This is a genomic window from Mucilaginibacter sp. P1_D10, assembly GCF_056406215.1.
On sequence record NZ_JBFUAP010000011.1, the window covers coordinates 180,883 to 207,682 of the forward strand.

Here is a 26,800-nt window from a genome sequence, read left to right on the forward strand (position 1 = left end):
TTAAATAGATAATTCAATAGTACTATGTATTGCATAATACCATGTAATGTTTATTTTTGTCTATATAAAAACGACAAAATATGAACAGGTATAAAAAATTGCAGGCTGTAGTGCTCGGGTTAGCATTCATGGCCTTAACTACATCGTGCTCGCACCGTAACACCACCATCATCGCAACGGATGATAACGGCCAAACCAAGCGCATCGAATATTCGGGCCAGGTGGTTTTTAGTAAAGACAAAACCGGGATAGACTACATATCTGAGGGCGGCTACGTTAAATTTGAACATAACGGCCGTAAGATTGAAGCCGAAAACGAAAAAGGCAAGGTAGTTTATAACTACGATGGGGGCTATAAGGCCGCAGTATTGAATGCCGATGGCAAACAGTTTTTAACAGAAGCCGTGCAGGAAATTAGCCGCGAGCAGGAAAAGATAAGGGCAGCTGCCAAAAAGGTTCAGTAGCTGCCCTTGATTTATTTCGTGCTTAAGCTTGCGCCTGTGGCAACACAAATCAAAGTTTGCACCCTGGCCCGGTCGCGAATAAATATGCATAGAGCCTTTGAGGCTAATTTTGCGTCTCTACGTTGATTTTTTTGTAGAGGCGCAACATTTTGCGTCTCCTGTATGCATGTCCGCCAGAAATTTATTTCTGCAGTTCCGGCACTAACTCGGTTGTTATCCCTATCCGGTTCCAACCGTTTATAGCGATAATGGCCATCAGCACCTGTGCCAGGTAAACTTCGTCGAATAGCGCTGCTGCCTTTTTGTAGGTTTCGTTGGATACATGGGTACCTGCTATCAATGTAACCTCTTCGGTAAGGGCCAATATGGCTTGTTCCTGCTCGTCGAAGAAATTGGTGTCGCGCCAGGCGTTGAGGGCGTAAATGCGCTGCTCGGTTTCGCCGGCTTTGCGGGCATCGCGGGTGTGCATATCTATGCAAAAGGCACAGCCGTTTATTTGCGATGCACGGATTTTTATCAGGTCTTTATGTTTGTGGCTTAGGCCTGTGCTTTCAACGTATTTTTCTAATGCAAGCATAGCGCGGTATGCCGTAGGTTCTGCGATATTTAACTTTAATCTGCTCATTTTCTTTTGTTTTTGTTAAGACAAAGATGGGCATTTGGAGGGGCTCGAAAAATGAACTGAGTTTAAGAAAAACGAACCTTCGCGTGGTTATTTAACCGCAAAGGCCGCTAAGAAGACACAAAGAGGCGCAAAGCCTGTCCTGGTCTTATTTTTTATCCCTGAGAAAAATTCATTAACCTACTTGCAAAGCTTTGTGCTCTTTGTGCCAACAAACCTGCAAATCTTTGCGCTCTTTGCGGTTAAAAATAACTCACACCTTCTTCGCCCTTAGTCTACTCAAAAATTGCGGCGTAAACCCCAGGTACGATGCCAGCATATATTGCGGTATGCGCTGCACGAAGGCCGGGAACAGCGAGGTGAAAAAACGGTAGCGCTCCTCGTCGTTTTGGTTGAAGATGTAGCCTACACGCCGTTGCGCGGCAATGAAGGATTTCTGCATCATGATGCGGAAGTAGGTTTCCAGCTTGGGTATCTTTTCGAAAAGTTCGGCACGGTCTTTCTCGTGCAGCAGCAGCACTTCGGTTTCTTCTATGGTTTGTATATAGGTGCTTGCGGGTTGGCGGTTCAACAGGCTGTCCTGATCGGCTATCCACCAGCTTTCCAGCGCAAACTGGATGATTTGCTCGTTTAGCTTATTGTTTACGTAATACTGCCTCAAAAGGCCCTTTAGCACGAAGTAATTGCCCGCGCAATGATAACCCGGCTCCAGTATCATGGCTTTCTTCTTGAACTTCTTTAGTTCCAGCCTGCCGCAGAAAAGTTCTTCTTCCGCAGGAGTTAATTGAACGTAGCGTTTGATATGGGCAAGCAATAGCGGGTACATGGTAGGCGAAGATACAGGTTAAGGCAGTTTATACCCAAACCTATACATCACATTTTTGCCGGTTTGCACCTTGTTGTCCACCACCGTTCCATCAACGGTTTGTATGGTTATCAGCTGACTTGCCGGGTTGGCTTTGGGAAGCTTAACGTCGATTTTCAACATTACTTCCTGCCCGGATGGCAAATCGACGGACTTTTCCCAATGCCCGGTTGCATCTTTTACGGTTTGTGCAGCGTTGCCCTTATCTGTATAGCTTATAGCAGCTGTGGTACCGGCAGGGATATCTATCGAATACTTTACCAGGTAAGAATCTTTTTTAGGGATGCTTAGTAAGCCCTTGTTCATATCGTAAACCGTGTAACTGCAGCCCGCCAGTAAAAAGGCAAGCAAGCATAGGTAGATGGTGTTTTTCATGTAAACTAATATAGGCGGCACGCTTATTAAATCAAAACTTATCTCCAAAACATTACAGCATCGATGGCGCAACGCCAAAAGTCTTTTTGAAGCTGTACGAAAAATGCGAAAGGTTCTCGAAACCCACATCCAGGTAAACATCCGATGGCTTTCGGCCTTTTTTGCTGATGAGGTAATGGGCTTCGGCGAGGCGTTTTTGCAGCAGCCATTGCCCCGGAGAGGTATGGAATATCTTCCCGAAATCGCGCTTGAAGCCGGCCAGGCTGCGGCCGGTAAGCGTGGCGAATTTTGCCGCAGGCACATTGTACATGTAATTGCGGTTCATGAACGATTCGAGATCGATTTTACCGGGTTCGCTAAAATCGAAGAGGATATTTTTCAGGCCAGGATCATGGTGCAGTAAGAGTTCTACCGCCTCCCTCGTCTTCAATTCTGCCAAAGGCGCGTTTGGCTGGGTGTCTTGTGCAAAATAGGGCAGCAGCGAGTCGAAATACCCTTTCATATAAGCGTCGGGCCGCAACATGTACAGCGGCGCACCCATGTAAGGCCCAACCTGGCCGAGTTTGTTTTCGGCACTGTACCGCCGCAAAAAATCCTGGCTCAAAAATATGCTCAGCGATTTAAACGCCCCGCCAGGGGGCGGCACCTTAGTGGTTTTTATCAGTTGGTTCCGCCGAACCAGCCCGATAGTGCCGGCTTTGAATATTACAGGGCCGTTTGTGGTAGCCATCTGCATTTCGCCCGAAACCACGTAGCCCAGGGCATGTTCGTAAACAAACTGCTCATTACCGCGCTGCTTTTCGGCACCGCAGGAATATAGCAGGTTGTTGAACTGGATATGGCCTTTTTCGTCCATCATACTGGTGTTAAATATATTCAATAATTATTTCAACTGGCTCATCAATATGGCATCGAAGGCCCTGTCGGGGAGCAGCTTCCGCAAAAATAACAGCGGACCAGCCAGGTAACCGCCGTGGTAGCGTGTCTTCGGTTTTTTAGCTTCTATAGCCTTGCGTACCAGCGCAGTAATAACACCGGGTTCTGACTCGTTGGCTTTCGTCTTTTTTGTAATTTGCCCCGAGCGTTCTACCATTGCACTGTAAGCTCCGCTGCCCGATACCTTATTGAGGTTGTCCATGGCAATATCAACCCATTCAGATTTTATGCCGCCGGGTTCAATCACCACAACGTCGATCCCAAATTGGGCAACTTCATTGCGCAGGCTATCGCTTAAACCTTCCAATGCAAATTTGCTGGCGTGGTACCAACCGCCCAGGGGTGTGGCCAGTTTGCCGCCGATTGAGGTGATATTGATGATGCGCCCGAATTTCTGCGCGCGCATATGCGGGATAACCAATTGCGCCATGCGTGCCGCGCCAAACACATTTACATCAATTTGCTGGCGGGCATCGCTGAGGGGTACATCTTCTATCGCGCCGTAGGAACCGTAGCCTGCATTATTTACCAATACATCAATCCTGCCCTCGGCTTTTACGATTTTGTCAACAGCGATTACCATCGAGGCATCGTCGGTTACATCCAGCGATAAAACCTTAACACCGAGTTGGCGGATGTCTTCCATCTTATCGGTGCGACGGGCAGCGCCGTAAACAATGTGGCCATCGTTCAATAATTCTTTTGCGAAATCTTTACCCATGCCGGCAGATGCGCCGGTTATTAGTATTACTTTTTGTGTGGTTTTCATTTGTTTTAAATTTTATAAAGCTTTTGTGCTTTGTATAAAACAAATGTCGGGGTAAATTAAGGGTCGGGTTTTGGTAGGAAGCTCAAATTACTTTGGTATAAAGCTCAGATTACAGGTTTACAGCTGTTGGTCTCCCTGGCTAAAGGTTTGTTTTTCGGCATAGCTCAGTTCCAATGCTTCTTCAATATTGTCTTTTGTGGGCCTGATGTAGATGAAATAGCCCACCAATAGCAAAGATATTACGATAAAAAACAACGAGCCGGTGATGAAAAAGGCTACGATGCCAAATAACGATGGGCCTTCCAGCAAAGCCAGCCGTACAATTAGCGCGGTTTGGTAAATTGTCAGTTTTTGTTTTAACGTATTATCGGGCTTTACGGCGCTGCTCAATATCTTCTTGAATATAAAATTGCTGAGTATAAAACACGTTATGGCAAGCGCGGGTACAGCGTACAAAAGCGGGTCGTGCGTATCGCGCACGTTGATGATAATGCGCTTGCTTAGCAAAGTAACTACGACAGCAAAAAGTATCTGCCCGGCAGCTAATGCCAGGTGGATTATGATAAAGACGCGCATGAACGCTACCGGGGTTTGTGGTTGATTTGTATTATATGCCATGATAAGGTACGTTGAAGCCCCAATATACAACAATTCAGCAGCAGTTGTTGTGAGCAGTGCAATTAATGGGGTGACAACAACCCCTCATTATCCTTCAGCGCCACGCCCGATAACTTGCGGTTTAAGGACTCCTGTATCAGGTAAAATAATTTATCCGCAGCCTGTGCAATGGGTAAACCTTCGGGCCGGATATTGGAGATGCAATTGCGCGAATCATCGGTTAGGCCGGGTTTGGGCATATAGGTGAGATAGGCTCCCATGCTATCAGCCGAGCTTAAACCAGGCCGTTCGCCAATCAGTATCACCGAAAGCGATGCGCCAAGTTCTGCCGCTATGCCATCGGCAATGGCTACCCGGCCCTGCTCTACCAGGCAAAGCGGAGCGAGTTTCAGCTTGGCGGCTTGTAGTTTGGGTATCAGCAGTTTTAATAGATCCAGCGCGTTTTGATTGATGGCTGTTGCCGAGAGGCCGTCGGCCAGAATCAGCACAATGCCGTCGTTCGCTATCTGGTCGGCCAGGCGGTTTACGGATAGCTCATCCAGCAGGCGGCCAAGGTCGGGCCGTTGCAGGTATTGCTCGCGGCCGGTGGCCCGGCTATGCAGCTGCAGCACGGGAAGGTGGAATTGCTCCAACTCATCGGCCAATGCTTCCGTATCCATTACCGAATACACCGCATCGCGGGCATGGGCGTGCGCCAGCTTAAACTCCAGTGAGGGTTTGATAGGGATGCTGCTGCCCGTGCTGCCCAACGCAATGCGTGCCTGCGTAAACTCCTTCAAAAAGCTTAAAGGTTCATCGGGGTTGGGTTTATGCTTTACTATTTTAGCCACAAGGATCGCGTTTTGTTGATGAAAGCTTCCGGCCCGCCCTTATTGGGGTTGCCATCCGCATCGGTTATGCCCTGCCTGATTAACCAGGCTTCAAACTCGGGGGCGGGCTTTAGGCCCAGTACTTTGCGCAAATAAAGCGCATCGTGAAAGGAAGTGGACTGGTAATTGAGCATGATATCATCAGAACCGGGTATGCCCATAATAAAATTGCAGCCCGCCACGCCCAGCAGGGTGAGCAGGTTATCCATATCGTCCTGGTCGGCCTCGGCGTGGTTGGTGTAGCAAACGTCCATGCCCATGGGTAGCCCTAGCAGTTTTCCGCAAAAATGATCTTCCAGGGCGGCGCGGGTTATCTGTTTGCCATCGTATAAATATTCGGGACCGATGAAACCCACAACTGAATTTACCAACAGCGGCTTGAATTTTTTGGCTACGGCGTAGGCACGCGCTTCGCAGGTTTGCTGGTCTACCCCGTAATGGGCATTGGCCGATAAGCAACTGCCTTGCCCGGTCTCGAAATACATTACGTTATGGCCCACGGTACCGCGCTTGAGCGATAGGGTTGCTTCATAGGCTTCCTCCAATAAATTTAAATTGATACCGAAACTGGCGTTCGCCTTTTGGGTGCCGGCGATAGATTGGAAACACAAATCGATAGGCGCGCCTTTGTTCACCAGCTCTAATGTGGTGGTGATGTGACTGAGCACGCAGGATTGCGTGGGGATATCGAATTGTTGGCGTAGCTGGTCTATCAGCATAACAATTTTAAGTACAGCTGCGGGACTGTCCGTAGCCGGGTTTATGCCGATGCAGGCATCGCCGCTGCCATATAGCAAGCCCTCTAAAAGGCTGGCTGCAATGCCACGTGGGTCGTCGGTAGGGTGGTTCGGTTGCAGGCGGGTTGCAAAATGACCTTTTAGACCGATGGTGTTGCGGAATTTGGTAACTACCTCGCATTTTTTTGCTACCGCGATAAGGTCCTGGTTGCGCATGATTTTCGATACTGCGGCGGCCATTTCGGGCGTGAGGGCATCTTCAACGCTTTTCAATACCGCAGTATCGGTTTCATCCAGCAACAGCCAATCGCGCAGTCCGCCAACCGTGAGGTGGCTAATGCGTTTAAAGGCGGCGGCATCATGGTTATCGATAATCAACCTTGTTACCTCATCTTCCTCGTAGGGGATAACTACCTCGTTCAGAAAATCCCCCAGCATCACGTCCGATAGGGTTATCTGCGCAGCAACGCGTTCTTCGTAGCTTCCTGCGCTTAACCCGGCCAGCACATCGCCGGTACGGTGCGGCGAAGCCTTGGCCAGCAGCACCCGCAGGCTATCGAAGCTATAAACTTTACCAAGGATGGTGTGCTGGTACATTTAGTTAAGGACTGAATTATTGAATTAGTGAATGACTCTATACTTCGTTGTCGACATTGAATTATCCGAAGCCTCACCCTGCCCTCTCCAAAGGAGAGGGTTCTAAAAAAGTCCTCTCCTTTGGAGAGGATTTAGGTGAGGCCACAGCCCACTGCAAACCGCCTACTGCAAACTGCCAACCGGCGTGTTAAGCATTTCATCGTCCATAATTTTGGTTTTGTGTTTGCCCATAAGCATAAAAATTGCCAGCGCAATGGCCAGTCCCGCAAAAAAAACCAGGCTTAGCTGCAGGTTGTAGTAAACGATGGCAACCAGGCAAATAACAGAAATAAGCAAGGCTATGGCCGGGAAAACCGGGTAAAATATGGCGGCAAAGGGCCGCTCGAGTTTTGGTTCTTTGTGGCGTATTACAAACAGGCTGATCATGCTCATCATATACATGGTTACTGCTCCCAATACCGATAGGATGATGATTTGGTCCAGCTGTTTTTGATAGATATACAAAGCCGCAAAACTAATTACCCCGCCGGCAATAATGGCCCAATGCGGTGTTTTAAAGCGTTGGCTTACGCTGGCCAGCGGCCTTGGCAGGTAACCGCTACGCGCCATGGCATACACCTGCCGAGATGAGGCGATGATGGTGCCGTGTATAGATGCAATAAGCCCGAACAAACCAATGCTGGCGAAAAGCTGAGTAAGTCCACTGCCTTTGCCCAGCACCAGGCTGATGGCTTCGGGCAAAGGGTAGGCAATGCTACTTAGCTTGTGCCAGTCGGCAACGCCACAGGTAAGTATCATTACGCCGAACGCTAAAATAACCAGCGTGCCTAAAGCGTAAATGTATCCCCGGGGAATGTTCCGTTTGGGGTTATCCACTTCTTCGGCAACCATGGCCACGCCTTCTATGGCCAAATAAAACCACACCGCGAAGGGCAGGGCCGCAAAAACGCCGCTCCAGCCGAAGGGCATGGCATCGGTTAAAAAATTATCCATCTTGAAATGCGGGCCAACCACGCCCATAAAAAGCAGCAGTTCGATAACCGCTAAAATGGTGATGAACACCGAAAATGTTGCCGACTCCTTTACCCCGTAAATATTGAGTATGATAAAAATCGCGTTAAAAGCCATGGCCGAGGGCAGCACCCCGATGGCCGGATGCAAAAAGTGCAGGTATCCGCCCAGCGAAAACGCGATGGCCGGCGTGGCAATCAAAAAATCGACAAGGGTAGCGTAGCCGGCAATAAGCCCGCCGAAGGGCCCCATGGCGCGGTAGGCATAAGCAAACGCACCGCCTGCATGGGGTATAGAGGTGGTAAGCTCTGTATAGCTGAAAATAAATGTAATGTACATTACAGTAACGATCACTGTGGCGATAAGGAACCCTACCGTGCCCGATACGTTCCAGCCGAAATTCCAGCCGAAGTATTCGCCGCTGATAACCAGGCCCACCGCTATGGCCCATAAATGCAGGGGCTTTAGCACCCGCTTCAGTTGTTTCGAATCTGTGTTTTCCAATGCCTGTAGTTAATGTGCCTTTAAGGTACAGATAAAAAACGTGAGCCGGAAATTTTGCGTCACAAAGGGGCAAAACCGGCCTCACTGTTATCTTAATCTAATAATAAGATAACGGTGGTTTAATATTGGGGCGATTTTTTAACTTTGCAGCCCTGATTAATATTGTAATAGAATAGTGCCTAAGAATAATACCCGTACGATAAAAGAAATTTGGGTGGAAGCCCTGCAAATGCCGGAAACACGCTCCAAAATATTGCTGGCTTCTGTACTTACCATCATCATATTAGCTTCCATGCCCTTCTTTTTCGGGCAGATAGAGAAACGGAACGGCATCGTATTGAACGATTGGGTACTTGCTTACCTGCCCGCCTACAACGTATCCCTCCTGATTTTTGCCATTATCTGGAGCATGGGCATACTGGTAGTATCGCGCGCCTTGTACGACCCCAACATCTACATCAAATACGCCTGGACGCTTTTCTTCGTAAACCTTACGCGTATGATGACTATCGCCGCCTTCGCGCTTGATCCGCCGCGCGGCATGGTTCACCTCATCGACCCTATCACCGGTATATTCTATGGCAATGCCGTTATCACTAAAGATCTTTTCTACAGCGGTCATACCTCTACCATGATGCTGATTTTCCTATGCGTTGATAAACGCAGCGATAAAATCGTTGCCTTTTGTGCCCTCGTGGCGGTAATTGTATTGCTGCTGATACAGCATATCCACTACACCATCGATGTTTTGGCGGCCCCGATTTTTGTCTACATCATCTACCGCATTACCTGTCATTTCCTCAAGCTAAGTCCTCCCGCTAAATTTACGGGCGATCAGGCTTAAAAAAGCTTGCGGTTAGTGCATAATATCTTAAATTTATAGCTCGTTATTACCAATATAAACGGCTATACTATGTTCAGGAAAATCTTCGTAATTGCTTTGGTACTGATTACCTCATACGCGCATGCACAGCAAAAAACGCCGCGCCAGTTGTTCCCCGGCTTGTTCGAGGCGGTGCAATCGTCGGATATCTTCCCCGATAATAAAACCTTCGTAGATTGTACGCCCAGGTTCGAGCCCAGCCAGATCATGAAATCGTACAACGAGCAAAAGGGCAAAACCGGGTTCGACCTGAAGGAGTTCGTGCTATCTAACTTTACGCCGCCAGCATCGCCTACGCATGCCTTCCAAACCAATATCGAGGATGGCATCCGCAAGCATATCGATACCCTTTGGCAGGTGCTGCAGCGCAAGCCCGATGCCGGCTCAAAGTTATCGTCATTAGCAGCCTTGCCTAACCCGTACATCGTGCCGGGTGGCCGTTTCCGCGAGATATACTATTGGGACAGCTACTTTACCATGCTGGGCTTGCAGCAAAGCCACCAGGAAAAGGTTATCGAAAGCATGATCGATAACTTTGCCTACCTCATAGATACTTATGGCTTTATCCCCAACGGCAACCGCGCTTATTACCTTACCCGCTCGCAGCCGCCATTCTTCGCCATGATGGTGAACCTGCTGGCTAAAAGCGAAGGGAACGCCATTTTTACCAAATACCAACCGCAACTTATCAAAGAATATAACTACTGGATGCTGGGTTCGGCCGGCCTTGCCAGAGGTAAAGCCGCGCACCGCGCCGTGCGCATGGCCGATGGCAGCCTGCTTAACCGCTATTGGGACGAAAGCGACCAGCCGCGCGAGGAATCGTACATCAAAGATGTGGATGCCGCCAAAACAACTATCCAAGCACTACCTGTTTTCTACCATCACATCCGCGCGGCAGCAGCTTCGGGATGGGATTTCAGCAGCCGTTGGTTTACCGATCCTGCCAAAATCGGCACGATACAAACCGCCGACCTGGTACCTGTAGACCTTAACTGCCTGATGTATAACATGGAGTTGACCATTGCCCGCAGCTATTACGTAAAAGGGAACAAGGCGCAATACCTATTGTATGCCGCCAAAGCAGTTGCCCGCAAAAAAGCCATCCTGAAATACTTTTGGGACGAGAAGAACGACTGGTTCAACGATTATAACTGGACAACCAACAAGCGCAATGCCATACCAACCCTTGCGGCGGTTTTCCCGCTGGAGTTCAAAATTGCTACCGCGGTGCAAGCCAAAAAGGTTGCCGATGGCCTGAAAGCTAACTTCCTGAAACCGGGCGGCCTGGTTACCACCCTCAACTTTAGCGGCCAGCAATGGGATGCGCCAAACGGCTGGGCGCCGTTGCAATACATGGCTATTGACGGTTTGGAGAACTACAACCACCACGAACTTGCCAAAGATATAGCCACACGCTGGATGAACCTCAACATCCGCGTGTTCAAACAAACCGGCAAACTGCTCGAGAAATATAACGTGGTTGATACCAGCCTTACCGCCGGCGGCGGCGAATACCCCCTGCAAGACGGTTTCGGTTGGACGAACGGGGTGTTGTTGAAGCTGATGAACAGGTATAATTTTGATGAGAAGAAGGGGGAGTAGGGGGATGCGGGATAGGCAAAAGCTTCTCCATAACGTCCTTGCGAGCGATAGCGCGGCAATCATCGGCAAGCAAATCAGACTTGCAAAGCGGCTCTGCTTGCCGATGATTGCCGCGTCGCGCCACCGCGCTTTACCCCACGCCGCTCCTCGCAAGGACGATGTGGTGAGTTTTTTTTGCGATGCCTGCTTACTGGCAGGCAGACCAGGCCTTTCGTTTGCCAGAATAAAAAATAAATAACCCAATGTCTATCGAAAGGAAAATCATTTATATCGCCGTTGCCTGTTTAACAGTAATGGTGGTGTATATGCTGCTGGATGAGTACGTAGGCTACGTGTTCTCAGGTTTGCACCCGTAACCGGAAGAAAGCTTAGAAGCCAAAAAAACAGCTGGATGCGGCAAAAAAACTTCAGCCACACGGCGGCATCTATCTCTGCAAGTTGAAATAGCGATGGGGAGTAGCAGCCAGGGCAGGCGCAAAATTGAAGGTTTTAAACTTTGTCAACTTTTAAAAAGTTGACAAAGCTGCCCCTGTTTATTTATAAGCGGATATATGTGTTGTTTTGATGCTCAGCACAAAGGATTTGCCTACCGACATCTTCACATGCCTTTCCTGTAAAAAGGCTTTGATGGCTTCATCGTCTTTAAGCGCCTCGTAAAGGTCGCGTGCTACTGCAGATCCGCTGACGTTGTTGGTAACCTTGCCATTCTCCATGGTTAGATTAAATGTGTACCCGGATTTACCGCGGTCGCCCGCCGATTCGAAATCGGTTATGTTTAATTTAAAACTTTGCTCTTCGGTAAGGCTTCGTTTTAAATGCAAGCGGATAACGGGGATGTACCTTTTCCAGGTAGTTAAATATTTTCTTTCTTCCATGCGTGAACAGCAAAGGTATGATAATAGATTGGTGTGGCTCCACTATTCCGCGTTCATTTGTCGAAAAGTTTGACTTTTAATAATCGTTATAGCGCAGGCGCAAATTTCCACTCATCAATCTCTACCAATTATTTGCCATTCCCAATGTGTCACGGTAACACTTTTAATACATACTTGCCTGATAGCTATAAATTTATAATTTTGGTAAAACCAATTACCAAACCAATTTAAATTCATGGAAAAGCAGAACTTAAGCCGTCGCCGGTTTCTTGGCAATAGCGCAATTGCCGCAACGGGGTTATTTTTATTATCCAAACCCTCGTTTGCCGGGGCTTTTTTAGGCCGGGCCGATAAGCCGAACTCCATGGTGAACGGCGTGCAGATAGGCGTTATCACCTATTCGTTCCGCAGCATGCCGGGTACAGTGGAGGATTTGCTGAAGTACTGCATCGATTGCAATATCAACGCCATAGAACTGATGGGCGATGCCGCCGAAGCCTACGCAGGCGCACCAAAAAGGGCCGGAGCTTACGGTCGGCCGCAAACACCCGAAGAAATAACTGCTAATGCTGATCTGCCTAAACGTTTAGCCGAGTGGCGAGCCAGCGCACCGATGGATAAATTTGTTGAGCTGCGCAAAATGTATAAAGATGCCGGCGTAAAAATTTACGCATGGAAACCCAACGCCCTGGGTAAGAAGAACACCGATGCCGAAATAGAATACGCTTTTAAAGCAGGCAAAGCATTAGGGGTAAGCCATGTTACGGTAGAATTGCCGGATGATGAGCAAACCAAACGCCTTGGCGACCTGGCCGCCAAACATAAAATGATGGTAGGCTATCACGCCCATACGCAGGCTACCCCAACGCTTTGGGATACTGCTTTAAGCCAATCGTCGTATAATGCCATCAACCTGGATATCGGGCACTATGCCTCTGGTACCAGTAGCAGCCCGGTGCCATTCATCGAGAAATACCATGATCGTATCGTAAGCATGCACATCAAGGATCGTAAATTCCACGATGGGCCCAACGCGCCATGGGGCACGGGCGATACCCCGATAAAAGAAGTATTGACCCTGATGAAAACCAATAGATATAAATTCCCTGCCACTATCGAATTGGAATATATTATACCCGCCGGCTCGGATGCGGTGAAGGAGGTAAAAGTTTGCAGAGAGTATTTGGTGCAGGCCTTAAGCTAAGCCAAAAAGCTATAAAACAATAAAGGGTGTCAATGAGCACCCTTTCCTGTTTTATATGCCCAGTCGGTGCAGTAAGGCATCTCTGATATGTGCTTTAATACAAAAGCATAGGCCCAATCAGCAACTACGCTCCCTTAACACCCTACCGGCAGGAATAATGCCATCTTCTTCCCCCTCCAAATAGCGGGCCCCGGCTTTTTTTAGTGAGCTAATGCTGTTTTGTTGATTTTTTTAAGAGCGTTAAATAAAGTTTGAATTTAAAAAAAAAACACTATATTTAAGCACTAAACTTTATTAATCATGTGTAATTCAACGCCATGCCATATTCGCGGCCGGCCTATTCTTATGGGCTGTTGCATCAAGCCGTAAACTCGCGTCACTTTTCCTAAACCTAACCTTACCCCATATGTCACAAGAAGAATCCAAAAAAGAAGGATCCGATTCCGATGGAGCGGACGTTGTTATCACAACAATCGAGATAAAAGAGGAGCAACCAGAGGTTCCCAAAATATCCGGTATCGCGGTGGATGAAAATCTAATCAAGAAACGAGGCTTCCTTATTACGTTGTCTCATAACCCGCCGCCCGAAATTTTGCTTAATCAAACGCTAGCAGAAATCAACGAAAAATACAAAGAAATCTTAAGCGAGTTTAAAGAGCATCAGCTAAAACGCCAGGAATGCCTTAAAAATGAGTTGCAGCTTTGCGAAGCCCAACACACGGCACTCAATGATAAACAAGCAGCTTATGCGGCATATCTGGATAGCCTTAAGACAGAAGAGGTAGAACTGCAAACTAAGCTAAGCAAGCTTCACGAAAGCGTTGCCGAGGCTATAAAAAAACTGGGCGCGGCAAAAGAAACGGTGGTGAGCAAGGGCCTGGCAGATATGAAACTGGAGTTGGAGAAGGCGATGGAAATCAACTCGGGTCTACAACAGGGCCAAAATGTAGAACTGGAAAAACGCTATGTGAAAGATAGGCCCACGTTTCAGGAGAAGATTGATTTTTGGAAAATTATCCTTGGCAAGCATCAAGATCATTATCAGCAGGTTTCAGAAAGGTTAAAGCTCATGTCGCGCGATGGTATCAACGCGCAAATAGCCCAATTCCTTATTTACCTCGGCGGTATCTCTGCATTGGTAAGCGGCTGGTGGTTCTCTTTGTGGACAGGGCCTAACCCTGCGCAGAACGCGGTAAACAATGTAACGGGCAACACCAACGTACGGTTCTTTTTCCTGGATAATATCGGTAAATTCCTGGCCGGATACAGCCCCTGGGTAATGACATTGATTGTATTAGGTTACATAGTATGCATTGGCCTGATAAGTTATTTATGCCATATTTTGCTCGTAAGGTTTGGTTTTGTTATCGACGTGCGCGAGCTACGCAAAAAGCGCGATAAGAACGCGACAGAAAACCAGGATGATTATGATTTTGATATAGAAGAGCAGGAGAATTTGCTAAGGGCTAAAATTAAATCTACCGCGTGGTGGGGCCTATGGCTTAAATTAACCCCCATCTTGTTGGCGGTAGTCCCTGTAATTGGGGTAATTTCAGCAGAGCTAGCCAAGCAGAAAGGCGGTACGAATTTCCAGGGATTATTCGATTCGCTCATCAATGAATTTATCGGCACATCTATTGCCATCATGTTCTCAGCCTTTTCTATTTTATTACTCACCCGGGTAAGCGAAAATAAGTATTACAAGAAAAACCAGCATGCAGACGGACCCGAGGAAAGGCCAGGGCTAAACGTACAGTATATAGGGTTTGTTTTTTTCGGGCTGATGATCCTGGCTATGCTTCTTTACCATTACCCCATCGTAATATTCGACGATTTAAGGCGGGTAGCCACATTCGGTTTTATTGTTAGTTGCCTTGCCACAGGTTTTAGCCTGGCTTACGGATATATATTCAGTGGCCTGAAAAATAACTCGGATATGCTATTGTTTTATATCGATACTATCACCACTATTATCCATCACCTATCCAAACCTTACCAGGTTAATTACACCACCAACTGGAGCCTGAAAGCACGTATTTATAGGCTCCAGCAAAAAATGTTTGATTTAATTGAAGGCCGGGCAACCCTCGCTGCCGATATTGCTTACGGTAAAGAGGCACCGAATGCCAAAGGGCCGGTAATGATGGTGCGCAGCCAACAGGAAACGCCAACTGCAGAAAATACCGCCGGCGATAAAAAAGAAAAGAAAAACCAGCAAAAGGGTGATAAAGGCGATGCATCGGCTGCGCAAAAAAAACAGCCGGTTTTGCGCAGGTGGTTTAGCTGGCTTATACCCAAAAAATATAAGCGAGAGGGCAGCAGCGACGAATATCTGGATGAGCTGGCCGTTTCACATACCGATTTGATTTACTTCCCCGAAATTGCAACCACGCTTAAAGAACTGCACCATCAAATGCAGGAACTAAGAGACCGGATAAACAAAATACAGGAAGAGCGGGAGAACCGCTTGCGCAACCTTGGGGTGTGGCACTCTATAAACGACCAGATTGCTAACAACCGCAGCCGTATAGATAAGGCAAACGTAAAATTAACCGATTACAACATTGGCTGCCTTGCCGAAGAGGTGATGATAGGCGATATGGAAAAAAAGGAAAAGACGTTGCTTACCGAAGGCTATTACACGGGCTTGTGGTTTAAGGATATCGACCCCGGCCAACGATTCAACATTGGCCCTGCTATTAATCACGCAACACCCGCAAACGCTTAATTATTAGAAACCATGACTTGGAAAAAACCTTTCGACCTGGTTAAAAACAGGATAGATAAATATAAAAAGCGGATAAAAGAAACCGTAACCGAGCCCGCAAAGCCCGATGAAACAAAAATTGGCGAAAAACTGGCAGATGCCCTTAACAGGTTTTCGCGCGTGTTTACCATATCCGGAGATGTTGATACACTGGTGGATAGTATACAAGGGCACATTAATATCTGCGGTACCGATTACAGCAACATGGGCTACAATCATGGAAAGATAGGGGCGAGGGATTTTCAGATACGTAAGCAAACAGAAGCGCATGCTACGCTCATTACCGGCCGTGTAAGTGCGGCCCTCAGCGGGCAGGTGCAGGCACATGCGTTTATCATAAAGGAAAAGACAGATGATCTGGAACGCCTTAAAACCGAGCACGAACGCTGCCTGGAGGATAAGAAAGAACAGCAACATCAGGCTATTAATGATAGCAAACAGTACAACCGTTTTAATGCCTGGGTTTACCTTATATCGGGTTTGGCTATGATACTGGCGGATATAGCGGTGTCTATCAACCTGGTAGCGTTTTTCGGCGTTGGTAACCCAAAAGCAAAAGCTACCTTCTGGGAAAAGATTACCAATCTCGAACTTTTTTTCTTTTCGCTGGGCATTGCGTTGTGCACGGTATTCATCAAAATTTTCTACGATGAGTACATCAATACCAAACTTGGGCAAACGCAACTCAGTTTTAAGCAGCTCACGGATAAAGGCGTAACCATAGCATCTATAAAGAAAGAATTTGTGATTAAGCTTATAGTGAAAGGCGTAATCTTCGCCGGCTTGCTGGTGTTGCTTTACTACCTGGCAAAATACCGCACCTATTTTACGGTGAATAACGAATTCTCCCTCCTCACCAAGATGAAGGACAGGCAGCACCTCTCCAATATATCCGAAATTACAGATGTTATCCTCAATAGCTTTATCGGCATTACGGTGGTGATACCCGTTATAAGCGGTATTGCACTATCGGGCGGGCTAAAGATATTTGCCAACCGCAGGGCTCGAAAGGAGGCAGTTGCCGAGGAAGAAAAGGCAAGGCTGAGATGCGATGCAGTAGAAACCGAACTGAAGAATTTAACCTACAAGCAAAAAGATATTGAGCAATACAACAATGAATGGTCGGACAAACCACAAAAAATACTACTCACTGCCAGTTTTTTTGCGCATAACTACGAACAGGGCTTTAGGGTAGGTTACCGCGAAAACCATGGCAACGATCTTTACAAATTGGTTGAGGAGTTTAGGAACGAGGTAATACAGCAGGCATTTACAAATAGATTAAAATTACAATAGAAATATTATTTGTTATGGTAAATTATAAACTTTTAATGGCTAAAGCGGTGCTTTTTTGCGCTTTAGCTACCGCGTTTTTAGGGTGCAGCGGCGACCCTAAGAAAGATGATTCCGCCCAAACAACCGCAACCGATACCTCTGCAAATGAAGGGGGTGGGGCAGAGGAGACACCTACAACAGCCGCGGTAGTGGTTTTGTGCGATGTTTCTAATAGCGTTTCGGTTCTTGTTGGGAAAAATGGTGCGGCGCAGGGGAGGGTTGCAGATATGATTAATGGCTGCAAGCAATTGATAAGGCATTACCCGCCTGGTACCAACATCCGCTTTTTCCTGATCAGCTCCAACGCGTTCGAAACGCCTTTTTTTGAAATAAATACCCGCGAGGTATATGCCACAGATAAACAGGAAGTATTGGATGAGCTATTGAATGGCGATAAAAAAATCGAGCGAAGTATCGGTTCCGCCGCGGTCCACGCAGAAAATAACACCTGTATCTTAACTTCAATCGAAAATGGCTATACCGCCCTGGCCGCAAAAAATGCAAGTTCAATAAAAACCAAAGAACTTATCCTGTTTTCTGATATGTTGGAGCAATGCCATGACACGCCTGCGGACGGGCCGGTAATGATGCATACCAATGCCGATGTCCTTCTGGCTCCCGACCAGCTCGATCGTTTTGTAAATTACAAAGGTTCTAATACGTTTAACGCAGGTACAGTGGGCCTGCGCGTAATTATGACAACGCCTTACATGCCGCAAAAAACAGCACGGCAGATAAAGGATGCCTGGCAAAAACTGTTTAAAAATATGGGGGCTAAGCCGGCACTCGCAGGGAGTTTAATTTTTGAGCCGGCATCAAACTTTAGCACATTTGCCGATTACGCGGAGGAGTAATTCCTATCTATATTTTAATTACCATGCGGTAACTGGTATGGCCGTCATGGCTGGTTTCTAATTTAGCATCCAGCTGGCGGGCCATAAGATTAACTATCTTAAGGCCGAAAGATGGCGATTCGCTTTGTGTGGCCGCATGGTGCCAGCCGGGGCCGTCATCACTTAGTAAAAGTATAGCAGTTTGGGCTGTGTTTGCCCGCAAACTAAGGCTGATGGTTCCCGGGCGCTCTTTAAAGGCGTGTTTTATGGCATTGGTCATCAATTCGTTTACAATGAGGCCCACTGCTACCGCTTTGTCTGCATCAAGGTGCAATGGCGTAATTTCGGCCTTTATTGCAATGTGCGCTGTTTGTGGCCCCCCAAACGAATGCTTGATATGGCTTATCAAATTTTCCAGGTACTCCTGCATCCCTATAGATGTGGTACTGCGATCTTGATACAGTTTATGGTGAATAAGGTTCATTGAAGTAAGGCGCGATTCGTTCTCGCGCAGGGCGGCTTTTGCTGTTTCGTCGCTAAGGTTGTCAATCTGCATAATAAACAAACCGCTTAGTATCTGCAGGTTGTTTTTTACCCTGTGGTGAAGTTCTTGCATCAGCGTTTGTATATGCTGCCCCGCTTTTACCTTTTGCCGGTAAACGGCCAATAGTATAGCCAGCAACAACACCAGCAAAAATGCCGTAATGGCCATAACAATAATAAATTGGTGCTGCTTGGTGTTTACCTCGCGTTCCAGTTTGTTTTTTTGGGTTAAGGCAGCAATATCCCGTTGTTTTTGCTTGAATTGGTAAGTTGCTTCCAGCTCGTTGATGGTTTTGTCTTTTGCGGCCGTAATCAGGCTATCTTTGATATTGTTTTGCAGGTTTGTAAACTCGAATGCAGATTTGTAGTCTTTTTTTTGCTCGTAAACTTTTATCTGAAGTGCATAGGCATTCATCAAAAGCTCGGGGATGTGCAGCTGCTGCGCAATAGCAACCGCTTGCGCTGCATAAGGTTGGGCTGCACTTGCCTGGTGTTGCGCTATCAATACTTCTCCAAAATCAAGTTTTCCGCGTGCTTCTTCTTCCTGCATGTTATAAGCTTTTGCAATTATTAACGATCTGCTGATGTATGCCTTGGCCAGTGGCAGGTTGTTTTTCATTTTCCAGGCGGCGCCAATATTTTGCAACGTAAGCACTAAACGGCTGGAATCGGGGTTATTCCTGCGGATGGCCAAAGCCCTTAACAAATATTTAATAGCGGGATCCGGCTGCCTGGCAAGCCTAAGCACATAGCCTAAATTGCTGCACGATTGCGCAATGCCATCGTTGTCTTTAAGCCCTTCCCGTATAGAAAGCGCCTTGTGGTGGTAAATGATGCCTTTTTGATAGCTACCGGCAGAAGTAAAACAATTGCCTATGGCGTTGTAGGCATCGGCAAGGCTGGGCTCATCGCCCAGTTGCTGATAAATTTCGGCGGCTTTGATGTAAAAAGACCCTGCCTGCTCAAACCGGCCAAGTTTGCGTTGGCAAACGCCTATATTTAAATACGCTGTGGCTATGCGACCGTTATTGCCCCAGTGGCGGTAAAAAGTAAGGGCTTCCTGAAATGCGAGTATCGCCTTTTGGAACTGTGCGCTTCCCGATTGGATGCTCCCCAAAGTGGATAAAGCGTCGCCTGTAAGCGAATCGACCTGGGCCTGTTTTGCCATCTTAATGGCCGACAGCGCGTACGCTTCGCCTTTAGATGGGTTTTTATCTACATAGGCAAAGTAAGCAAGCAGGTTTAGCGCTTTGGCTTGTTTGGCCGACTGGTTGGTTTTTACGGCTGCATTATAAGCCTTTTGTGCTGTTGCTACCGCGGTTAAAGGGTCTGTGGGGTGCAAAACGTCGGCACGATTTAAAAGGGTATCTATTGGCACCTCACCCGTTTGTGCTGATGCCCACATGGCAAATAAACCCATACAAAATAAAACTAAAAGCAACTTTCCTTTTATTGTGTACATGGGCTTACGGTTAAGTGTGTACTAAAATAATAAAAAAAGGCGGCACGCCCCAACCGGGCGTGCGCCTTTTTGCTTTGCTTAACCCGGCTTAGTGGTGAGGCGGAAATTTTGGTCCGTCCTCATCGCCCGAATGCCCGCTTGAGTCTACCGCGAGCGTTAGCTGCGGCTTCCCTACCAGGCCTTTTGTAGGGTTTACGCTTTCCTTACCGCAACCAACTGCTGCGACACTTAATCCTGCCACTAAAATAAGCGTGGCCAACTTTGTTTTTGAAATCAACATGATGAACAGTGTTAAAATTGATTAAGGAGGGCGTATGGCTCGCCAGGAGAAACAGGGTCACGCCCTTAAATTGATCCTCCCGTTTTTTCTGGTTTGCCATTATCAACTTTTAACTTTTGTTACTTTGTTGCGGGGTAGCTATCCTTGCAACATCACTAATCTACACGTCGGCCCCCCGGGAAATGGGAACTGAAACACATACTTAAAAAAGATTTGAAGGAATTTGAAGATTCTTTTTTAGCAGCCGATTCTGGGTGAACGGGCCGTGTTTTGTTTTGAAAAACAGATAGTTATGGTATTGTTAGCACGCTTGGTGCTTATGCCGGAAAGGGCTAAAAGTGCAAAAGCAGATGAGGGGGTATGCGAATGCACGGGAAATGTGTCCCGGATGTTTTTTTCGGGAATTTCTACGTGCTTAAAATCGCCGTTTTTTAGAGATGGGGCGTAAGTTTTTGTAAAAAAATCTGTTTTGATAGCCCCTTGGGCTTACCTTTTATCAAAAAATGCGCTTAGTTGTTTGCAGCCTCAAGGTTGCCCGGTGATAGCTTCAGGCTTTCCAGCTTCTTGTTTATTGATTGGGCGTAATGCAGATATGCCTGTGCGGATGCAGGCGGCAAGCAAGATATATTGCTTATGGCTTGCTTAAGTATGTCGCAGGTATCCTTGGTCGGCGGTAGTTTTTCGTAAATAACTTGTTGGATAAGCGGATGCATTTTATAGGAGGTTTTTTTCAGGGGGAGACTCCAGCTTTTGTGCTCATCTGCCAAATTCTTGGTTTGTAGCCAGCCTATTTGCCGCAATTGATCAAGCCGGTCTTCAAAATCGTTTACGTCGTCATCTTTTACGCCCCAAAGGAAGCATAAATCGTCGATGGGGATGTCGGTAGCCGGCAGCACCGAAAAAAAACGCAATACATCTATTTTGCGCATATGTTCTGCATCTATGGCATCTATGCCGGTATTTGTTGTCAGGTACTCTGTCTCAAATAAGTCTAAAAGGTAATTGTGCAGGGTGTCGTTGCTTAGGGTTTTTCCATTTTGCCCAATTAATATAATACGCTGCAGTTTGGGGTGTTTAAAATCCCGCGCTTTTAATGATTGCAACAATTCCGGTAGCGACAGGCCTTTTTTTTCGCCTGCTTTTGCCAAAAGCTCAGTAAGGAGGGTATGTTTTAAGATGTGGTTCAATAAATCTTTGATTTCGCCCGCAAGGTTATTTTGAGCTATTAAAGCGAGTAGGTGCTCTTGAAGTTCATCGGCACCAAGCAAAGAAAAATCTCCCGGGAAATAATGGTAAGCAAACAGTAACGAGGCATCTTCGTCGTTAAGCTCATCTATATTCAGCCCGCTGTACGAATCGGGGAACGCCCTGCTGGTGATGATGAATTTCCACCCGGTTTCTGATAAGTGCGTTTGTATTTCCACCAGGTCATCATAGTCGTATTCATTGATGTTATCCAAAACAAACAAGTTGTTGTCTGCGCTCAACTTGCTCATCATGCCCGTAATCATGTTCAACTGCTCGCCCTCATCGGCTAAGGCCCGTTTTTCTTCTTCCAATCCAAGGGCCTGAGCGGCAGCGCTGATAAATGCCTGCTTCAAATTTTTGTTAACCGGGGCAACAATTATACGGTTGAAATGGCACAGGCAATGTGTTTGATACAAGTACTCCTGCATTACCGTTGTTTTGCCCATGCCACCAACACCATATAGCAGTAAAGCGTTGGATGAATTGTTGTTGCCCGCCAACCGTTGATGGATACCCTCCAGCAATGCTTTGCGCCCCAGGAAGAACGTGGGCCTTGGAGGTACACGAAAACGTAACGCGGGTTGCAATGATGGGCCTGGATCGGGAGGAGGGGGCGGCGGCGGAATTGGAAAGACAAAATTGTAAGTTATTTTTTGGGTTACGCCTTTAAAAAGATGAAGCGTAAATTTTTTAGGAACCAAATTGGGTTTAAATAGCTGATTGAGCTCATCATACCCGTCGTTTACATCTGCCATTAGTAAAACCGGCCTGAAACTGCTGTAGGTTAAACGCATAATATAATGCGAGTCGCTTTTTTGTAACAGTGCCTGGGCTTTTGCGTAACGCTGTCTAAGGTATTTAAGCCGGGTTTCTTCAATGGTATCAAACCATTGATTCTCGTCGGGCTTATCTGCCATTAACCTGTTTATCGCCAGATAAAGCGGGCGAACCCAATTATCCACTTTTAAATCGTCGGTGTCTTTGCCGATTTTTTTGAAACAGCGGCTGAAAATATAATGTACGGTAATGGCGTATAACTCAATCATGGAGGCTATGCGATAAGTAAGGTTGTTCATCGCAATTTAGCTAATTGCTTTTAAATCAGGAACAAGAGGACCAAATTTTTTCTTAAAATCCTCTTGTTTCTGGTTGTTTTTTATTGAATTCTGCGCTCAACTACTGCGTTTGCTTTCATATGGCCCGTATTGATAGCATTTGTGGCTTGTTTCGGGATTACAATATTCCATGATACTGATTCTCCCTCTGCCAATCCTCCCGAATCTTCCGTTCCGCCGGCTTCAAATAAGATGCCGTTATTAAGCACAACTTCAAAGGTGCCTATGTTATCGGGCGCAACTACGCATTTCAACGTTAATACCTTATGGCCTGGCCGTAAATTATTTGCGGCAAACGAGTTTATGCCCCCAATGCTTGTGGTGCCCAGCAGATAGCCGTCTAAATAAAGCTCGAACGAATCGTCGGCGATGTTGCCGTTGTCGCGCACGGTTATGCTACCGTCAACATTACCCTCTGTAATACACGGAAACGGGTCCTGCTGGCTGCCATCGGCATAGTTGTGCCCGTTTGGATAGTATTCGAAGTGTAGGTGAGCCCCCTTTACCCTTTTGCCGGTACTGCCCGATTTGGCTATCTCCTGTCCTTTTTTTACTTTTTGGCCCACCGTTACTTCAAATTTTGATAAGTGGGCATATAGCGTGGCAGTACCATCGCTGTGACGCAAAAAAACAATGTTGCCGTAAGATTCCCTGAATTGGCTTTTCTCTACTGTGGCATCAGAAACACTGAAAACCGCGGTTCCTGTCCCCACCCTAAAATCCACGCCCTTATGGTTTTGTAGTGTATTGCCGGTAATGGGGTCTGTACGCCAGCCAAAAGGCGAGCCTTTATAGGTTGTACAATCTTCAATGGACCCTAATGGGCAGGTAATCTGCGCAATTTTGCATCCATCGAGGGTGGCGTTCGTCCTGATTTGGTTGTTGGAAGAATTGATAGAGATGTTTTCGCCGGGGCTTGTAGCAATCATCAGTATGGCTTCGTAGCTTTTATCAGCAGTACGGGCATTTGTAAATACTTCCCGGGTAAGGTAAACCGATATTTCTCCTTTAGCAGCGTCGTAGTTCGATTTTACCATCGAAAAATTATCGAAGGTGTCCTCTTCTCCTTCCTGATAAATTTGCGCAAACACCTGGAACCCGTAGTTAGATGGTTTAGCCAACTTAAAGCCATCGGGTATCCTGATAGTCATTTTGATGCTGTCGGTTATCGGGTGCGCGGGCCCTATGTTAAGCACTATTTGGTACGGTAGCGCCTGCTTAACGCTGAAAAAATCCTTCGTTTCATCAAAAACCGCTTGCGTGCTTTTATCTACAACGGTTTTTAATGATACCTGTGTGGAATTTAAAGAACCCGAGGGGAACGACACCTTGATAGAGTCGCCAAGATGCGCTTCGGTAACTATTGTTGGCTCCTGATCGGCCTTGCGGTTTTTTTTGCAGGCACCTAATAGCGTCATAGCAAGCAGCGCAATTAAGTAATACTTAATGTTTTTCATGATTTTGGGATTTATTGTTCGTAAATAACTCTATGCGCGTATCGCTCTAAAACTTAAAAGCTACGCCTACATTAATGAATGATAGGCTTTGATAGCCTAATTCGGCATAGATGCCGGTTTTGCTCGATAGCAGGTATTTACCGCCGGCAAACAAGCCGAATCCGATGGCGCTTCCGGATGCATAATCCAGGCCGTCATCGCCACCGGTGCTTACAACTACATAACCTAAGCTGGTACCGCCATACAGATCCCACTTATCGTCCACGTCCAAAGCTTCGTTTAAATGGTAAGAGCCCCTTACACCGACATAAATGGCTGTTTGTTTAAAGGTGCCCACAACGCCGTAACCGGGATAGGTAAAAGTGTATTTTGAACTTGCGTATGAAAGCTGGCCGCCCACGCTTATCTCGTCTGATACGCCATGCTCAAAAGAAACTGATGGATTAACGGGTAAGGAGGCTGAGTACCCCGAGCCAAAAAAGGGGCTACCCACGCCGATACCAATGTTGAGTAAATTGTCGCCCTTTTTGTAGCTGCCCGTTTGCGCCAGGGCTATGTTTACGATGCATAAAAGCGCGGATAGGATAAAGATTTTTTTCATGATTAATTGTGTTTAAGGGTTAATTATTATTAGGCAAACAAGTACCAATAGCCGACTTTATTGGATGCCAATGTTTGTATATCCTAAAACTAAATATTAGGTTCTGCAGCATAGGGCCGAGATTTGCAAAGGCAGCGTATGGGTTTGTAAACGGTAACATATTGCCCGCCAAGTAACTCTGGGGAATGCATAATGCGGCGGTTTGTAAACGTATAAGCCATAATCACCTGGGAGTTTTAGCGAGGTTTCGAAAGCCTCATAGCGGGGATGATTAAAAAAAGCCTACCTTCATAGGAAAATGACGCTTTTTTTGGCATTTTTAGACTACTTTAAATAACCCCTAAACCTTTACCACGATGGATGCCGTAAAAGTTCTTATAGTTGAAGATGAGCCGCTAATTGCCGAAGGCTTGAAGATAATGCTTGAACAAATGGGGTATCTGGTGCCGGCAGTATTTGCATCAGGCAAAGACGTGCTTGATAATTTTACCCCCGGCTTTGCGGATATCGTTATTATGGATATTAACCTAAAAGGTGCCATGAATGGTATCGAGACATCTGCATGCCTGCATGCCATAACGCAGGCCCCCATTATTTATGTAACCGATAATATGGATGAGCGGCTGCGGAAACAAGCAATTTTTGGGAACAACACAGTACAATACGTAACTAAGCCTTTTACAAAAACAGATATAGCAATTGCTATCGATTTTGCTTTGAACGCCATCAAGAAATCGGAATTGTTGCAGCAACAAATGGGAGAACCATCTTATTTGGCCAACGATTGCATTTTTGTGAGGGATGGCTTGCAGTTTAGGAAACTACAGGTATCTGATATCATTTATCTTAAAGCGGAGGGGAGCTATTGCAAATTGGTTTTTAGGAACGACAAGAACGGGTTACGGGAGATCTTATTTAGCGAAAACCTAAGCTTCCTTGAAGATAAGCTGAAATTCGTGAAAACACTTTACAGGGTCCATCGTTCTTACATCGTTAATATAAATTACCTGAAAAAAGTACAGGAAAACCGGCTGTGGATAGAAGAGGAAGAAATACCGATTGGCAAAACCTACAGGGCCGATATCCGCAATAAAATCCGGTTTGTTTAAAAAAACAAACCGGAGGCAATAATGCCTGCCGGTCTGGGTATCCACTTGGGATAGGTTTAGGTTAAAGCCACTGTAACAACTTGTTAGTTGCTATGAAAAAAATCCATCCTAAAAATAACGGGATGGTGGCAACTATTATGCAATAGTTTTGTGAACGAGAGGATTTGGTTTGTGAACGGAAATAAAGGGGAAAATTCTACCGCCTGCCAGGCGTAAACCTTGTATAATTTACCAGGAATACAACATCCCCGCCGGCTCGGATGCGGTGAAGGGGGTAAAAGTTTGCAAAGAGTATTTGGTGCAGGCCTTAAGCTAAGCCTGTTTTAAACAAGAAAGGGAACCGTTTTGGTTCCCCTTTCTTGTTTTTATACGTTAGCAATAAACTACTGTTTCTTAATTTCCACGCGGCGGTTCAATACACGGCCGGCTTCGGTGCTGTTATCGGCAATGGGTTTGCTTTCGCCCCAGCCTTTTACAGTGAGGTTATCGCCGTTGATACCGCTATTGGTTAAATAAAGTTTCACCGCAGTGGCGCGCTCTTTAGAAAGCTCCAGGTTATGCGCATCCGTGCCTTCGGCAGATGCGTTGCCGTTCAGTACGAATTTAACCGACAGGTCTTTTTTCATTTCTGCAACCGCTTTATCCAAAATAGGGTAGGCATCGGTACGTAATATGCCCGAGTTGAATTCAAACTGTATGTTGCTGAAATTATAATCTGGTGGGGCGGGGGCTGGTGCAGGCGGCTCAACCGGTGTGGTTTTGGGCGCTTCTACAACGGGTGCCGGCGCTGGTGCCGGTGCAGGCGCTACGGGCGCTGCTACTACTGCCTTTTTTGCTTTACAAGCCGGAAAAAGGATAAACCCGCCTAAAATAGCGGCTACGAATAGGGACGATCTTAATAGTTTCATAATGAATAAGGATTTCCGTAAAAATATAAAACGTTAGCACAGGTTGCATATTGTAATTTAAATTTTGTTGAAGATGAGCTATCATTTTCACAATAAACTGCGCAACGTTGCATAGCAGAAGCAAAAACCGTACCTTTGCGGCATTATTGGGAAAATAGCGCCGGTTTTTATCTGCCTCATTATCAATAAAAAAATAAAAACAAGGGCG

At 46.6% G+C, this 26,800-nt stretch carries 24 protein-coding genes; 8 read left to right on the top strand and 16 right to left on the bottom strand.

Features of this window, described 5'->3' with window-relative positions:
* Positions 1-80: 80 nt before the first annotated feature.
* Positions 81-464, top strand: a complete 384-nt coding sequence (locus AC1DYT_RS18485) for a hypothetical protein (RefSeq protein WP_477471012.1) — start codon at positions 81-83, stop codon at positions 462-464.
* 181 nt (positions 465-645) lie between these two features.
* Here the strand turns inward: AC1DYT_RS18485 and AC1DYT_RS18490 are convergent, their stop codons facing one another.
* From AC1DYT_RS18490 to eat, 9 genes are all read right to left on the bottom strand, one after another.
* Complete coding sequence (locus AC1DYT_RS18490) at positions 646-1,089, bottom strand: carboxymuconolactone decarboxylase family protein (protein WP_477471013.1); 444 nt, start codon at positions 1,087-1,089, stop codon at positions 646-648.
* A gap of 250 nt (positions 1,090-1,339) precedes the next feature.
* Positions 1,340-1,912 (bottom strand): Crp/Fnr family transcriptional regulator, encoded by a 573-nt coding sequence (locus AC1DYT_RS18495; RefSeq protein ID WP_477471014.1) that lies wholly within the window; start codon positions 1,910-1,912, stop codon positions 1,340-1,342.
* Positions 1,913-1,930: 18 nt separating this feature from the next.
* Positions 1,931-2,326: a hypothetical protein gene (locus AC1DYT_RS18500; RefSeq protein ID WP_477471015.1), complete on the bottom strand. Its 396-nt coding sequence runs from the start codon at positions 2,324-2,326 to the stop codon at positions 1,931-1,933.
* A gap of 52 nt (positions 2,327-2,378) precedes the next feature.
* Complete coding sequence (locus tag AC1DYT_RS18505; protein WP_477471016.1) at positions 2,379-3,185, bottom strand: helix-turn-helix domain-containing protein; 807 nt, start codon at positions 3,183-3,185, stop codon at positions 2,379-2,381.
* A 24-nt stretch (positions 3,186-3,209) separates the two neighbouring features.
* On the bottom strand, positions 3,210-4,031 hold the full coding sequence (locus tag AC1DYT_RS18510; protein WP_477471017.1) for an oxidoreductase: 822 nt from the start codon (positions 4,029-4,031) through the stop codon (positions 3,210-3,212).
* A gap of 117 nt (positions 4,032-4,148) precedes the next feature.
* Entirely contained in the window at positions 4,149-4,649 is a 501-nt protein-coding gene (locus AC1DYT_RS18515) for a hypothetical protein (RefSeq protein WP_477471018.1), read from the bottom strand.
* Positions 4,650-4,711: 62 nt separating this feature from the next.
* Positions 4,712-5,479: an ethanolamine ammonia-lyase subunit EutC gene (gene eutC / locus AC1DYT_RS18520; RefSeq protein ID WP_477471019.1), complete on the bottom strand. Its 768-nt coding sequence runs from the start codon at positions 5,477-5,479 to the stop codon at positions 4,712-4,714.
* The gene (locus AC1DYT_RS18525) at positions 5,467-6,852 is read right to left on the bottom strand and encodes an ethanolamine ammonia-lyase subunit EutB (RefSeq protein ID WP_477471020.1); all 1,386 of its coding nucleotides are present in this window, start codon (positions 6,850-6,852) and stop codon (positions 5,467-5,469) included. The genes eutC and AC1DYT_RS18525 overlap by 13 nt, the downstream gene beginning before the upstream one ends.
* Positions 6,853-7,014: 162 nt before the next feature.
* Positions 7,015-8,367, bottom strand: coding sequence for an ethanolamine permease (gene eat, locus AC1DYT_RS18530; RefSeq protein WP_477471021.1), 1,353 nt, complete (start codon positions 8,365-8,367; stop codon positions 7,015-7,017).
* Positions 8,368-8,542: 175 nt separating this feature from the next.
* Between eat and AC1DYT_RS18535 the strand changes: the two genes are divergently transcribed.
* Both AC1DYT_RS18535 and treA read left to right on the top strand, forming a co-directional pair.
* Positions 8,543-9,211, top strand: coding sequence for a phosphatase PAP2-related protein (locus AC1DYT_RS18535; RefSeq protein WP_477471022.1), 669 nt, complete (start codon positions 8,543-8,545; stop codon positions 9,209-9,211).
* 69 nt (positions 9,212-9,280) lie between these two features.
* Positions 9,281-10,855 carry an alpha,alpha-trehalase TreA gene (treA, locus tag AC1DYT_RS18540; protein ID WP_477471023.1) on the top strand — a complete coding sequence of 525 codons (1,575 nt, stop codon included), beginning with the start codon at positions 9,281-9,283 and terminating at the stop codon, positions 10,853-10,855.
* A gap of 533 nt (positions 10,856-11,388) precedes the next feature.
* Here treA and AC1DYT_RS18545 read toward each other — a convergent pair.
* The gene (locus tag AC1DYT_RS18545; protein WP_477471024.1) at positions 11,389-11,730 is read right to left on the bottom strand and encodes a hypothetical protein; all 342 of its coding nucleotides are present in this window, start codon (positions 11,728-11,730) and stop codon (positions 11,389-11,391) included.
* Between the two features lie 235 nt (positions 11,731-11,965).
* On the opposite strand from AC1DYT_RS18545, the gene AC1DYT_RS18550 reads away from it, so the two are divergent.
* The 4 genes from AC1DYT_RS18550 to AC1DYT_RS18565 all read left to right on the top strand — a co-directional run bounded on the left by AC1DYT_RS18550 (position 11,966) and on the right by AC1DYT_RS18565 (position 17,890).
* A complete protein-coding gene (locus AC1DYT_RS18550; protein ID WP_477471025.1) occupies positions 11,966-12,934 on the top strand; it encodes a sugar phosphate isomerase/epimerase family protein in 969 nt (322 codons plus the stop codon).
* A gap of 406 nt (positions 12,935-13,340) precedes the next feature.
* A complete protein-coding gene (locus tag AC1DYT_RS18555; RefSeq protein ID WP_477471026.1) occupies positions 13,341-15,662 on the top strand; it encodes a hypothetical protein in 2,322 nt (773 codons plus the stop codon).
* A gap of 12 nt (positions 15,663-15,674) precedes the next feature.
* On the top strand, positions 15,675-16,997 hold the full coding sequence (locus AC1DYT_RS18560) for a hypothetical protein (protein WP_477471027.1): 1,323 nt from the start codon (positions 15,675-15,677) through the stop codon (positions 16,995-16,997).
* A gap of 14 nt (positions 16,998-17,011) precedes the next feature.
* Positions 17,012-17,890: a hypothetical protein gene (locus AC1DYT_RS18565; RefSeq protein ID WP_477471028.1), complete on the top strand. Its 879-nt coding sequence runs from the start codon at positions 17,012-17,014 to the stop codon at positions 17,888-17,890.
* Between the two features lie 7 nt (positions 17,891-17,897).
* Here AC1DYT_RS18565 and AC1DYT_RS18570 read toward each other — a convergent pair whose 3' ends face one another.
* The 5 genes from AC1DYT_RS18570 to AC1DYT_RS18590 form a co-directional block, all read right to left on the bottom strand.
* Positions 17,898-19,874, bottom strand: a complete 1,977-nt coding sequence (locus AC1DYT_RS18570) for a tetratricopeptide repeat-containing sensor histidine kinase (RefSeq protein ID WP_477471029.1) — start codon at positions 19,872-19,874, stop codon at positions 17,898-17,900.
* A gap of 88 nt (positions 19,875-19,962) precedes the next feature.
* Complete coding sequence (locus AC1DYT_RS18575) at positions 19,963-20,154, bottom strand: hypothetical protein (protein WP_477471030.1); 192 nt, start codon at positions 20,152-20,154, stop codon at positions 19,963-19,965.
* 509 nt (positions 20,155-20,663) lie between these two features.
* Positions 20,664-22,478: an NB-ARC domain-containing protein gene (locus tag AC1DYT_RS18580; RefSeq protein ID WP_477471031.1), complete on the bottom strand. Its 1,815-nt coding sequence runs from the start codon at positions 22,476-22,478 to the stop codon at positions 20,664-20,666.
* Positions 22,479-22,558: 80 nt separating this feature from the next.
* On the bottom strand, positions 22,559-23,974 hold the full coding sequence (locus AC1DYT_RS18585) for a M23 family metallopeptidase (protein WP_477471032.1): 1,416 nt from the start codon (positions 23,972-23,974) through the stop codon (positions 22,559-22,561).
* Positions 23,975-24,020: 46 nt separating this feature from the next.
* On the bottom strand, positions 24,021-24,575 hold the full coding sequence (locus AC1DYT_RS18590; RefSeq protein WP_477471033.1) for a hypothetical protein: 555 nt from the start codon (positions 24,573-24,575) through the stop codon (positions 24,021-24,023).
* A 356-nt stretch (positions 24,576-24,931) separates the two neighbouring features.
* On the opposite strand from AC1DYT_RS18590, the gene AC1DYT_RS18595 reads away from it, so the two are divergent.
* Entirely contained in the window at positions 24,932-25,684 is a 753-nt protein-coding gene (locus AC1DYT_RS18595; protein ID WP_477471034.1) for a LytR/AlgR family response regulator transcription factor, read from the top strand.
* 383 nt (positions 25,685-26,067) lie between these two features.
* Here AC1DYT_RS18595 and AC1DYT_RS18600 read toward each other — a convergent pair whose 3' ends face one another.
* Positions 26,068-26,592: an OmpA family protein gene (locus tag AC1DYT_RS18600; protein WP_477471035.1), complete on the bottom strand. Its 525-nt coding sequence runs from the start codon at positions 26,590-26,592 to the stop codon at positions 26,068-26,070.
* Between the last annotated feature and the right edge of the window lie 208 nt (positions 26,593-26,800).